General features: G+C 64.7%; 10 protein-coding genes. 3 read left to right on the top strand and 7 right to left on the bottom strand.

Annotation, left to right across the window (positions count from 1 at the left end):
• Positions 1-95 precede the first annotated feature (95 nt).
• Both QUH67_RS05790 and QUH67_RS05785 read left to right on the top strand, forming a co-directional pair.
• Positions 96-968, top strand: a complete 873-nt coding sequence (locus QUH67_RS05790) for a carbohydrate ABC transporter permease (protein ID WP_300945717.1) — start codon at positions 96-98, stop codon at positions 966-968.
• Positions 965-1,816: a carbohydrate ABC transporter permease gene (locus QUH67_RS05785; RefSeq protein WP_300945716.1), complete on the top strand. Its 852-nt coding sequence runs from the start codon at positions 965-967 to the stop codon at positions 1,814-1,816. Before QUH67_RS05790 ends, QUH67_RS05785 begins: the two co-directional genes overlap by 4 nt.
• A 5-nt stretch (positions 1,817-1,821) precedes the next feature.
• Here QUH67_RS05785 and QUH67_RS05780 read toward each other — a convergent pair whose 3' ends face one another.
• From QUH67_RS05780 to QUH67_RS05755, 6 genes are all read right to left on the bottom strand, one after another.
• The gene (locus tag QUH67_RS05780; protein ID WP_300945714.1) at positions 1,822-2,637 is read right to left on the bottom strand and encodes an ABC transporter permease; all 816 of its coding nucleotides are present in this window, start codon (positions 2,635-2,637) and stop codon (positions 1,822-1,824) included.
• On the bottom strand, positions 2,637-3,551 hold the full coding sequence (locus QUH67_RS05775) for an ABC transporter permease (protein WP_300945713.1): 915 nt from the start codon (positions 3,549-3,551) through the stop codon (positions 2,637-2,639). Before QUH67_RS05775 ends, QUH67_RS05780 begins: the two co-directional genes overlap by 1 nt.
• Complete coding sequence (locus QUH67_RS05770; RefSeq protein ID WP_300947951.1) at positions 3,548-4,723, bottom strand: ABC transporter ATP-binding protein; 1,176 nt, start codon at positions 4,721-4,723, stop codon at positions 3,548-3,550. Before QUH67_RS05770 ends, QUH67_RS05775 begins: the two co-directional genes overlap by 4 nt.
• Positions 4,724-4,868: 145 nt before the next feature.
• Positions 4,869-6,362: a glycerol-3-phosphate dehydrogenase gene (locus tag QUH67_RS05765; RefSeq protein ID WP_300945712.1), complete on the bottom strand. Its 1,494-nt coding sequence runs from the start codon at positions 6,360-6,362 to the stop codon at positions 4,869-4,871.
• A 99-nt stretch (positions 6,363-6,461) separates the two neighbouring features.
• Positions 6,462-7,988, bottom strand: coding sequence for an ATP-binding cassette domain-containing protein (locus tag QUH67_RS05760; RefSeq protein WP_300945711.1), 1,527 nt, complete (start codon positions 7,986-7,988; stop codon positions 6,462-6,464).
• A 327-nt stretch (positions 7,989-8,315) separates the two neighbouring features.
• The gene (locus tag QUH67_RS05755) at positions 8,316-11,015 is read right to left on the bottom strand and encodes a sensor domain-containing protein (protein WP_300945710.1); all 2,700 of its coding nucleotides are present in this window, start codon (positions 11,013-11,015) and stop codon (positions 8,316-8,318) included.
• A 258-nt stretch (positions 11,016-11,273) separates the two neighbouring features.
• On the opposite strand from QUH67_RS05755, the gene QUH67_RS05750 reads away from it, so the two are divergent.
• Positions 11,274-12,377, top strand: coding sequence for an NAD(P)/FAD-dependent oxidoreductase (locus QUH67_RS05750; protein WP_300945709.1), 1,104 nt, complete (start codon positions 11,274-11,276; stop codon positions 12,375-12,377).
• A 226-nt stretch (positions 12,378-12,603) separates the two neighbouring features.
• Here the strand turns inward: QUH67_RS05750 and QUH67_RS05745 are convergent, their stop codons facing one another.
• On the bottom strand, positions 12,604-12,789 hold the full coding sequence (locus QUH67_RS05745; protein WP_300945708.1) for a YdcH family protein: 186 nt from the start codon (positions 12,787-12,789) through the stop codon (positions 12,604-12,606).
• Positions 12,790-12,802: the final 13 nt, after the last annotated feature.

Raw genomic sequence — 12,802 nt, 5'->3', positions numbered from 1 at the left:
GCGATGCCGGCCGCCGCTCTTAACTTGTCGTCCCGGCGCAGGCCGGGACGACGGTGTGGCTGCGGCCGGCGTCTCCTGAGAATAGAGTTCAGACCATGGCAATCACGCTTTCGGCCGATCACGAGCTACCCGCCCCGCCGTTGTCAGCCCGGCTGACGACGCCGCAGGTGTGGGGCATCGTGCTGCTGGCGCCCTACGCCCTCGTGTTTCTCGCCTTCGTGGTCTATCCCGTCGGCTACGGGCTGTGGCTAGCGCGGCATCCGGCGAGCTATGTCGCGCTGTGGCACGACCCGATCTTTGCGCGCGCCGCCGTCAATACGCTGATCTTCCTCGTCATCGGCATCAACATCAAGATGGCGATCGCGCTGTTTTTGTCCGGCTTCTTCGCCCAGCAGCGCACCTGGATCAAATGGCTGTCGGTGCTGTTCATCCTGCCCTGGGCGGTGCCGTCGATCCCGACCATTCTGTCCGTGCGCTTCATGTTCAATCCGGAATGGGGCGTGGTCAACCAGCTGATCTTCAAGCTCACCGGCGAGGACGGCCCGAACTGGCTGAACGACCCGACGGTGGCGCTTGCCATGGCGATCGGCGTACACATCTGGAAATCGCTGCCGTTCTGGACGTTGATCCTGATGACGGGGCGGCTGGCGATCTCGCACGACATGTACGAGGCCGCCGACGTCGACGGCGCCACCTGGTTTCAGAAGTTCCGTTTCATCACCTGGCCGTCGATGCAGACGCTCTACGTCACCTGCACGCTGCTATCGATGATCTGGACGCTCGGCGACTTCAACAGCGTCTATCTGCTCACCGGCGGCGGGCCCGCCGACCTCACCCACGTTCTGGCCACGCTCGGCATCCGCTATCTCCGCCTCGACCAGCTCTCGCTGGCGATGGCCTCGATCGTCTGCGCGCTGCCGTTCGTGCTGCCGCTGGTCTATTTCATGATGAAACGGTTGTCGCGATGAAGCTGCCAACACTCCGCGAAATCGGCACCGAAGCAAAACTGCTGCTGATCGGCATTCCCGTGTTCATCTGGACCATGGTGCCGATCTACCACATGTTCCTGTTCGCGATTTCGCCGAAGGAAGACGCGTTCTCGGGCAAACTGTGGCCGGCGCATCCGACGCTGAACAACTTCAACATCGTGTTCCACCAGCAGCATTACTTCCTGCGCGACTTCTGGGCCCAGTTCCTGAATTCGGTTGTCATCGCGCTGTCGGCCGGCGCATTGACCTTGATGATCGCGACCGCCGCCGCGTTCTCGATCTCGCGGCTGCGCGTGCCCGGCGGACGCTGGGTGATGAATCTCGCGCTACTCACCTATTTCATCCCGGCGGCGTTCCTCGCCGTGCCGATGTACCGCACCATGGGCACCTACGGCCTGCTCAACAATCACTGGTCGCTGATCCTCGCAATGGTGACGATCGCTTCGCCCTACGCGATCTGGGTGCTGAAGCAGGCCTCCGACAAGCTGCCGGTCGAACTCGACGAAGCCGCTACCATGGACGGCGCCACCACGCTGCAGCTGTTTCGGCTGGTCTATGTGCCGCTGATGATGCCGTCGCTGGTGGCAATCGGCACCTACGCGATCCTGCTGGCCTGGAACGAGTATCTCTACGCGTTCCTGCTGCTGTCAAAAGATACCGAGATCACGCTTCCCGTGGCGCTTGGCAACTTCCTGGCCGCCGACGATTCGCCATGGGAATTGCTGATGACGACAGGCTTCATCTACGCGCTGCCGCCGGCCGCGATCTACTACGCGTTCAAGCGGTATATGGTCGGCGGATTGACCGCGGGCGCCGTCAAGTCATAACGAGACTAAAGCGGCGCCGCGCTCTTGCCGTCCGAACTCGACAGCTTCGACGCCAGCGACGCGATCACGATCACCACCGCGATCAATGCGATCACCATGGTGCAGATCGCGTTGATCTCGGGTTTCACGCCGAGCCGCACCTCGGAATAGATCCGGATCGGCAGCGTCGCCGAACCGGGGCCGGTGGTAAAACTCGCGATCACGACATCGTCGAGCGAGAGCGTGAAGGCCAGCATCCAGCCCGCGGCGATCGCCGGCACGATCAGCGGCAGCGTCACGCGAAGAAACGCCTGCAGCGGATCGCAGCCGAGGTCCATCGCGGCCTCCTCCAGGCTGCGGTCGAGCGCGGCGAGGCGCGACTGCACGACCACGGTCACAAAACACATGGTCAGCGTGGTATGGGCGATCGTCACCGTCCAGAAGCCGCGCTCGGCGTTGAGCGCCACGAACAGCAGCAGCAGCGACAACCCCGAGATCACCTCCGGCATCACCAGCGGCGCATAGAGCATGCCGGAAAACAGCGAACGCCCGCGAAAACGTTCGCCGCGCACCAGCCCCACCGCCGCCAGCGTGCCGAGCAGCGTCGCGATGCTGGCGGACACCGCGGCGACGCGCAGGCTCATCCAGGCGGCATCGAGCATCGCGCGATCGTTGAAGAACTCGTGATACCAGCGCAGCGACCAGCCGCCCCATACCGTCACCAGCCGCGAGGCATTGAACGAATAGATCACGAGGATGACGATCGGCAGGTACAGAAACGCCATCCCGAGCGCCAGCGCGGTAATGTTGAAGCGCGATATCTGCCCGATCCGCTGCGCCATCAGCGTCCGCCCTCCAACTCACGGCGCTGCAGCCGGTCGTACAGCAGCAAGGGCGGCACCAGCAGCACCAGCAACGCGACGGCCGCCGCGGCGGCGACCGGCCAGTCCTTGTTGGTGAAGAATTCCAGCCACAACGTCTGGCCGATCATCATCGAACCGGAGCCGGCCAGTAGATCAGGGATCACGAATTCGCCGACAACAGGGATGAAGCACAGCAGCGCGCCGGCGCCAACGCCGGGCAGCGACAGCGGAAACGTCACCAGCCAGAACGCGCGAAGCGGCGACGCGCCGAGGTCGCCGGCGGCTTCCAGCAGCGAGGGATCCATCTTCGCCAGCGTCGCGTACAACGGCAGGATCATGAACGGCAAATAGGAATAGACGATGCCGATATACATCGCGGTGTCGGTCGAGAGCCACACCACCGGCGCGGAAACCAGATGCAGCGCCAGCAGAATCTGGTTGAGCAGGCCGTCATGCTGCAGGATGTTGATCCACGCATAGATGCGGATCAGGAACGAGGTCCAGAACGGCACGATGACCAGCATCATCGCGATCGCCTGCCAGCGCTGCGGCAGCCGCGCCATGCCATAGGCGACGGGATAACCGATCAAGAGCAGGATCAGCGTCGCGGTGACGGCAACGACGAGGCTGCGCAGGTAAGAGGAGATATAGAGGTTGTCGGAGGCCAGCAGGCGGAAATTGTCCAGCGACAACTGCGCGAAGGCCGCCTTGATCGCCGCCCACCCTTCAGTGACATCGAACAGCGGCAGATAGGGCGGCTGCGCGATTGCCGTCTGCGACAGGCTGATCTTCAGCACGAAGCCGAACGGCACCAGGAAAAACAGCCCCATCCAGACATAGGGTGCGACCGCGGCATAGCGCGCCGGCCGCGCGAAGATGCGGCGCGCGCTCATCGATCAAGCACCATGCAGTCGTCGGGCGTGAACCAGGCCACCACGCGCTGGCCAGCGCTGTAGGTATCGCGGTCGAGCCGCGCGATATTGGCCACCGTCGCACGCACCACGGCGCCGGAATCCAGCTTGACCTTGTAGACGGTCGAGCCGCCGAGATAGCCGATGTCGGTGACGACGCCTTCGAGCCGGTTGATCGACTGCGCATGGTCGGCGTCCGACGCCGGGCCGCGGCGCGAAAGCCTGACCTTCTCGGGGCGGATCGCAACCGTGATCATCGCCTTGGCCGGAGGCTCGCGCGGCGCCGTGACCACGATGGCATCGCTATCCCGGGTCGTCACCATCAGGCGACGGTGCTCCTGCATGATGATGTCGCCTTCGAACAGATTGATGTCGCCGACGAAGCCCGCGACCCAGCGGGTGGCCGGTGCTTCGTAGAGGTCGCGCGGGGCCGCGACCTGCTCCAGCCGGCCGGCATCCATCACGCCGATCCGGCTGGCCATCGTCATCGCCTCTTCCTGGTCGTGGGTGACGATGATGAAGGTCATGCCGAGGCGGCGCTGCAGCTCCATCAATTCCTGCTGCGTACTTTCGCGCAGCTTCTTGTCGAGCGCGGCCAGCGGCTCGTCGAGCAGCAGCACCTTGGGCCGTCGCGCCAGCGAGCGCGCCAGCGCCACGCGCTGCCGCTGGCCGCCGGACAACTGGTCGGGCTTGCGCTTCTCCATGCCTTCGAGCCTGACCAGCGCGACCATGTCGGCGACGCGGTCGGCGATATCCGCACGCGCCATGCCGGCGCGCTTCAATCCGAAGGCGATATTGTCGCGCACGTTGAGATGCGGAAATAGCGCGTAGTTCTGGAACATCATGTTGACCGGCCGCTCATGCGGCAGCACCGGCGCGATGTCATGTCCGGCGAGCAGGATGCGGCCCTCGTCCGGCGTCTCGAAGCCGGCAATCATCCGCAGCAGCGTGGTCTTGCCGCAGCCGCTCGGGCCCAGCAGCGCAAAGAACTCGCCCGCGGCGATGTCGAGCGAGAGCTTGTCCACGGCACGAAAGCTGCCAAACGACTTGGAGACGCCCTCGATCCGGAGCAAAGGCGTGCCGCCGGCCGGCAGGGCAGGCGCAGCCGGCGCAGTGCTGTCAGATCTGACGATTTCAGGCAATTGCTCGTTCATGTAATCCGCTGGCGCCATCGTGGCCGCACGCTAGCGGCGGATCGGCATCCGCTCAACCGGCGGGCGACGCGCGGCCACAACATTGTGGATGCAGCGTGCCTCTCCGTTCGGCCCGGGCTGGACGAAAATGGCCACCTCGTCGGGGTCAGCGCGCAACGCTCGCGCGTGCCGGTGCGCCCGTCGCCATGAACGCCGCCAAGGCGTCCCGATCCGCTTGCGGCATGGTCAGCCCAAGCTTGGTCCGCCGCCAGAGAACATCATCCGGAAAGCGCGCCCATTCCTTTTGCATGAGATAGCGCACTTCGGCAGCCGTCAATTCCGGCCCGAAGGCCGGGCCGAGGTCGCCGGGCTCCCTGGCGTCGTCGAGGATTTCCTTGACGTTCGACCCGTACGCCGCGACCAGCCGCCGCGCCTGCGCCTCGCCGAGAAACCGCCAGCGTTCGCGCACCGCATCGACCTCGTCGTCAAAACGGTCCCAGGCGAAATCGCCGCCGGGCAGCGGCGCCGTGGCGGTCCAGCGCGCCGACATCGGATAGAACGGCGTCAGCTTCGAGACCGCCCGTTCGGCGCGCAACCGCGAGGTGGTAACGTCGCCGCCGATGATCGTGATCAGCGGGGCCCTGCCGCGCCCGTGATCGAGCGTCAGCCCGCCGTCGCGCGGCGACGGCGCGTCCGCGGGCGTCATCGCCATGTTGGCGCCGGACAGCGTGCGCACCACGTCGACCGGCTCGATCCGCTCGCGAAAATAGCGGTTCGCCGCGTCGCAGAGATACGCAACTTCGGCGGCCGCCGTCGTCACGATGGCAGGATCGCCCTTGAAGGCGCGGCTGGCGGTGCCGATCAGGGTGAATTCCCGTTGATAGGGACTTGCGAAGATCAGCCGCCCGTCGCGGTTCTGGAATACGTAGATGTTGTCGCTGTCGAACAGGCGGCGGACGACGATCTGATCCATCTGCACGGCGGCCAGCTTCGGCGGCGGCACGCGCAACACCGTTTCGGCGACCGATGGCGTCCAGGCACCGGTGGCGCTGGCAACCGCGCGCGCGGTGACGATGCGGCGAAAGCCGCGATCGATCGTCACCAGCCGCCATTCCCTGTCCCGTTCAGCCCGGGTGCAGCGTGCGCCGGTGCGGATCTCCGCGCCCCGCGCCGCGGCATCGACGGCGGTGAGCACCACCAGCCGCGAATCGTCCACCACGCAGTCGGAATATTCGAAGGCGGTACCGAACGGCCGCTTCAGCGCATTGCCGACCGGATGATGGGTGACGTCGACGGTGGCCGAGGCCGGCAGACCGCTGCGCGCGGCGAGCCGGTCATACAGCAGCAGCCAGGAGCGCAAATGCAGGGATGTCCGTTCGTCCGAATGCGCCGGGATCGCAAAGCGCATCGGGCGCACCAAATGCGGCGCGATCCGGAGCCAGACGTCGCGCTCGGCCAGCGCCCTGCGGACGCGCAGAAAATGTCGACGCTCGAGATCGGCCAGATCGCCATGGATCAGCCGCGGCGAGGCCTGCGAAGCACCGGCGCCGAGATCGCCCTGCTCCAGCAGAATGACGCGCAGGCCACGGCCGGCGGCGTCGCGCGCGATGCTGACGCCGTTCAATCCGCCACCGATGATCGCGAGATCGTAGTCCGCCATACACAACGTAACTGCAGGGAGCTTGCTCCTCTACAGCAGGTCATGATGGCCAAAAGAGGATGTCGCTTGCGGAATGAATCAAGTCAGCGACCGGTTGCACTAGCCGGCTGCCCCCATTGAGTCGAAGAAGCGCTCCGGTCCCTCCAGTTCCACCAGCTTCATTTTTTCGATCAGCCAGAACCGGTTTCCGACCGCTCGCACGAAGTTGCGGTCGTGGGAAACCAGCAGGCAGCTCGCCTCATGCGAAAGTATCTCGTCCTCCAGCGCCTCCTGCCCCTCGATGTCCAGATGGTTGGTGGGCTCGTCGAGCAGGTAGAAGTTCGGCTGGGCGAGCCGCAGCAGCAGCATGGCGAGACGCGCCTTCTGTCCGCCGGAAAGCCGGCCGATCGAACGGCCGTGCATCGCAATCGACAGGCCGGCGCCGGCGAGCCACGCGCGCGCACGCTGGTCGCCGACCTCGAAACGGCTGACGATCGTGTCCAACGGCGTCTCGGCATCGGAAAGATCGGCCAGATTCTGTTCGCAATAGCCGAGCGCAAGTGATTGCGTCACCTTGATGCCGGCCGGCATGGCTTCCCCGTTGTCGATCGCCTGACGCAGCATCGCCACCAGCCGGGTCTTGCCGGCCCCGTTCGGTCCCAGCAGTACGATCCGGTCGCCCTTGCAGATGAACTGCTTGCCGGTCCTGAACAGTAACCCGCCATCGGGGGTGACGACGGCGGCATCGTCCAGCGCCATCAAGACCCTGGCATGGGTTCCGCGATTGGCGAGCTTGATCGCCCCTGCGGAACGCTCCAGATGGGCGGGCTTGGCCGCGTCTTCCAGCTTTGCGGCTCGTTGCTTCAGTTGTTTCGTCTTCTGCAACAGAAGATCACTGCCGGAATTGATGCCGATATTGTTGAGCTTGGCGGCGTGCTGACGAAGCTGCCCGGCCGCCTTCAGGTCGCGCCGGTAGCGCCGCTCATCCGATGCGTCCACCTCGCTGAGCGCGGCGCGCGCCGGCGTATAGGATAAGGAAAATATCGGCGACCGCTCGGGCCGCAAGAATACCGTGCGGTTGGTGGTGGCGTCGAGAAAGGCGCGGTCATGGCTCGCTATCACGACCGGCATATCGCGCGGCAGCGCGTTCAGCCAGGCTTCGAGCTGGCAAATCCTGGCGAGGTCCAGATGGTTGGTCGGCTCGTCGAGCAACAGCATATCGGCCTCGGCCACCACGGCACGCGCAAGCATGGCAAACCGCTGCCAGCCGCCGCTCAAATGCTTCAGCGGCCGCTGCCGCAGCGCCTCGGGCACTTCCAGCGTTTCCAGGGCAACATCGACCCGCCAGCCTTCACTTGCCCGCCGTTCGGCGGGAAGCATCTCGAGCACCGCGGCATGGAACGGCGCATCCGCCAGCGCAGACGGCACATCCTGCGCGACATGACCTATGGTCAGCCCGCGCGATCTGGTGATCGCGCCTTCGCTCGGCTCCACCATGCCGGCAATGCAGCGCAGTAGCGTGGACTTGCCGCGCCCATTGGCAGCGACGAGCCCGATGCGGTCACCGGCATTGACGGAGAGGTCGAACTGAGAAAACAGCGGCGTGCCCAGCGTCACGCCAAGATTGCGAAGATTGATAAGGGTCATGGCCGTTCCCTGGTCTTGCCGGCCGACACGACATCCGGGGCATACAGCCGTCAGCGGATGTCGGTGCGGGATCGCGGCGAGCGACACGAATGCAGGCACGAACGGACATACGTTCGATGCCGCATTACGACGGGGGCAGACCAGGAAGAAGATGTAGGGAAAGTCTCTGGTCAGCCCTGCAAACGCATTTGCAGGGCGTTGACAGGACCATGCTGGCGGTAGTGCCGGAAAAACGTCGTCACCGCGCAGCCCTCCCTGTCTCGGCCAGATACGGGACAAAAAATAGCCGGGCCCGCAAGGGAAGGCAAGCGCGCGCGATCTCGTAAATCACGCGCTCAGCTTGCGCGCAGCTTCGCCGGTGGCGCCGTCACGGCCGACCAGCGCGGCGTAGTTCCCGATCGGCTGCGGCTTGCCGAGGAAATAGCCCTGCACCGCATCGCAGCCCTCGTCGGCCAGGAAGCTGAGCTGTTCCTGGGTCTCGACGCCTTCGGCAACGATCGACATTTCGAGGCCATGGCCGAGGTCGATGACGGCGCGGACGATCGCCGCCGACTGCGGGTTGCGTCCGAGATTCATGACAAAGGCCCGGTCGATCTTGATCTTGTCGAACGGGAATGCCTGCAGATAGCTCAGCGAGGAATAGCCGGAACCGAAATCGTCCATGGAGATGCGGACGCCGAGCGACTTCAGCCGCCGCAGCAGCGCGAGGCCGCGATCGAAATCCTCGATCAGCACGCCTTCGGTGATTTCCAGTTCGAGCCGGTCGGGGGCGAGCCCGGTCTCGAGCAGGATCGAATGCACCAGGCTGACCACGTCGCCGTGCATGAACTGCGCCGGCGACAAATTGACGGCGATCTGCAGCGGCACCGGCCACGAGGCGGCCTCGCGGCAGGCTTCGCGCAGGATCCAGACCCCCATCTCGACGATCAGGCCGCTCTCTTCGGCCAGCGGAATGAATTCGCTCGGCGGGACGAAGCCGCGCACCGGATGCATCCAGCGCGCCAGCGCCTCGAAACCAATGACCTTGCTGGCGGCAATCGTTGCCTCCGCCGCGGCCTGCGGCTGATAATACAGCGACAATTCGCCGTTGCGGATCGCCGCGGAAAGATCCTGGTGCAGCACGCGGCGGTCGCGGATCTGCTGGTCCATCTCGGGCGCGAAAACGCTGATCGAGCCGCGCGACTTCTGCTTGGCGCGAAACAGCGCCGCGCCGGAATTGGCGAGCAGCGAGGCGGCATCGGCGCCATGATGCGGAAACACCGAGATGCCGGTGGTGATGCCGGTGCGCACCGACTTGGCGTCGATCACGAACTCGTCCGACAGCGCCTGGGCGAGCTTGTCGGCCAGCGCCTTGCCGGCTTCGGGCTGCTTGCCGTCGATGATCAGGCCGAACTCGTCGCCGGACAGGCGGGCCACCACGCCGCCGCGGGCGTTGGCCTGGATGCGGCCCGCAACCTCGATCAGCAGCTTGTCGCCGACCGCATGGCCGAACACGTCGTTGATTTCCTTCAAACCGTCGAGGTCGACGCACAGCACGGCGAATTCCTCGTCGGTGCCGGCACAGGCCTCGATCATCTGCGTCAGCGCCTGCAGGAACGAGGCGCGGTTCGGCAGGTCGGTCAAACCGTCATGGTAGGCCATGTGCGCCATCCGCGATTCGGTCTGGCGGCGGTCGGTGACGTCCTCGTGGGTCTTGATCAGATATTGCGGCTCGCCGGCGTCGTCGAGCACGGTCATGCGGCGGGTCAGAAACAGCCGCAGGCCGTCCTTGGTGGAGATCGGATGCTCTTCGGTGAGCAGCCCGCGCTTCTTGATCGCGGCCTCGTCGCGCGCGATGATCAGCTTGGCTTCGCGCGGATTGAAGATATCGGCGGCGGTGAGACCCGTGGCGTCCTCGCGGCGGCGATTAAGAATGGTCTCGGCGCTGCGGTTGGCAAGCAAATAGCGCCCGTCGCTGACGCGCTCCACGATCAGAGACACCGGGATGTTGTCGACCACCAGTTCGAGGAACTTCTTGGTGCTTTCGAGCTCGCGCGACAGCAAGCGGCGGTCGGTGACGTCGTCGAACAGTGCGATCAGGAATTCCGGCTTGTTGTTCTCGTTGCGCGCCACCACGCGATTGGAGGACAGAACGCGCTTTTCGTCGCCGCGTTCGACGACGTATTCGCTGAGGTACGAGCCTTCCGGCGCAGCCAGCGCAGCCTGGTCCACGATTTCGATGCTCTTGGCGGTTTCGGGCCGGAATATCTCGTCGGCGCGCTTGCCGACGATGTGGTCGCGGGAGAAATGCGAGAAGCGCTCGAACGCGCGGTTGGCGAAGATATAGCGGCCGTCGTCGATGTTCTTGGCGGCGACGCAGACCGGAACGTTGTCGAGCACCGATTCCAGGAATTTGGTGGTCGACGCCAGCTTGCGCGACAGCTGGCGCTGCTCGGTGCAGTCCTCATGCGTGCCGATCGTCCCGCCATTCGGCAGCCGGAACAGCTTCGTGACCATCGACCGCCCGTCCGCCAGTTCGGTGACGACGCCTTCCGGGCGGCGGGCAAGCGTGCTGAACTCCTCGACGGTGAGGCTGAGCAGCCCCCGTGAGCGGCGCAGCTCGAGCAGTTCGCGGCCGGTCATCGCGCGCGGAATCTCGGCGCGGTTGAGCCCGTACATTTCAAGAAAGCGGTCGTTGCAGAACACCACGCGGCCTTGCGCGTTGGTGATCATCACGCCCTGGTTGAGCGTATTGAGCGCCGAGCTGATGAAGGTACTGCGACGCAGCTGCGCGCTCTTGGCGCCGCGCCGCGCCGCCAGTATCCAGATTCCGATCGCGACCAGGAAGGAAACCGCGGCGATCCCCCCGAGCAGGAATTCCCACACCCGGCTGGGATCGTATTCGCCGATCTGGCTCGACGGGGCAAAGCCTGCCGACGGCTCGGCAGCCAAGGCGAATCCACACGGCGCAGCAATGGCAAGCAGACAGACGAGGGCCTGCGCCGGAATCGAATTCTTCCGTCCTGCCTGCCGGTTGCTGTCAGCCATTACCCACCCGAGGTTTGCGGCCGGAGTGTCTGGCTTGACGGGTTTGGATCGGGTAAATGACTACCCCCTCAATTCCAGAATCCGACCCAAATTACGGCAATTGGCCCGACATGATTAATGCTCTACTAACGGCAGCGTGCTCCCGGCGTATTTCGAGACAAACCAAAGGGTTGTTTGATTGCTCCGGCGGGCCACACAACAATTGCGCGACGTGGCGGGCGCCGATTTTCATGCCGTATTTCGAGGTCCGGAACTGACATGGACAAGGTCGATTGCGTCGTCGTCGGCGCGGGAGTGATAGGGCTTGCGATCGCACGGCGGCTGGCCCAAGCGGGCCGCGAAGTGATCGTGCTCGAAGCCGCCGAGGGCATCGGAACCATTACCTCCTCGCGCAACAGCGAGGTGATCCATGCCGGCATATATTACCGCGCCGGCAGCCTGATGGCGCAGATGTGCGTCAGCGGCAAGCACGCGCTCTACCGCTACTGCCGCGACCGCGGCATTCCGCATCGCAACTGCGGAAAGCTGATCGTGGCGACGACGCCGGGCGAAACCGAAAAACTGCAGTCGATCCGGGCGCATGCCGAAGCCAATGGCGTCGGCGACCTTCAGTTGCTGACGGGCGCGGAGGCGCGCGCGCTGGAGCCGGCGCTCGACTGCGATGCGGCGCTGCTCTCGCCGTCCACCGGCATCGTCGACAGCCACGCCTATATGCTGGCGCTACGAGGCGAAGCGGAAGAAGCCGGCGCGGCCTACGCGTTCCATACGCCGCTGGTGCGCGCCCGGGCCGGCAGCAACGGAATCGAAATCGAAGCCGGCGGCGATGCGCCGATGACGCTGGCATGCAACCTGCTGGTCAATGCGGCGGGCCTCGGCGCGCCGGCGGTGGCGCGCAGCATCGAAGGCATGCCGGTCGCGCTGATCCCCTACGCCTATCTCGCCAAGGGAAATTATTTCGCCTGCAGCGCACGCGCGCCGTTCTCGCGCCTGATCTATCCGGTGCCGGAGCCCGGCGGGCTCGGCGTCCACCTGACGCTCGACATGGCAGGGCAGGCCCGTTTCGGCCCGGACGTGGAATGGGTCGAGAGCATCGATTACGCGGTGGATCCGGCCCGCGCCGAACGCTTCTATCCGGCGATCCGGCGCTACTGGCCAGCGTTGCCGGACGGCGCACTGATGCCGAGCTATTCCGGAATCCGGCCGAAGATCGTGCCGCCGGCGGTTGCTACCCAGGATTTTCTGATTCAGGGACCAGCCGATCACGGCGTCGCCGGACTGATCAATCTGTTCGGTATCGAGTCGCCGGGACTGACGTCGTCGCTCGCGATCGCCGATCACATCGGCGTGGTGGCGGAGTTCTAGGTGCGGAGTTCCAGATCATGCTGCGATATTACGAAATCGCAGCATGATCTGATTTCTCTGCTCAAGCATGATCGGTTTGAAAAACCGGCTGCCACTTTTCCGGATCAGGGTCGAAGAGAGCGCCGGAGTTCAAAGATCTACGCTGCTACAAACTACACCCGGGCGGACAAGAGCATCGGCGTCCATCCGCCGCACGGGGAATCTGCGATACTTTGCTGGAATGTGGTTAGTGGAGAGTTTCGCCGACGGTATGCTTCAACCGTTCGATCTCGTCCTTGACCATCAACTTGCGGCGCTTCAACTCGACAATTTGCAGGTCGTCGGTGGAAAGGTGCACGAGTGCATCGTGCAATTCATTCTCGAGGCTCTTGTGCTTACGTTCAAGTTCAACAAGATGCGCCTGTAGTGCCATTCGAAATCTCCTC

Origin of the sequence: Bradyrhizobium roseum (assembly GCF_030413175.1) — a bacterium.
Taxonomy (GTDB): Bacteria; Pseudomonadota; Alphaproteobacteria; order Rhizobiales; family Xanthobacteraceae; genus Bradyrhizobium; species Bradyrhizobium roseum.
The sequence above is the reverse complement of the archived record's forward strand: the minus strand, read 5'-3'. Positions and strand labels throughout refer to the sequence as shown.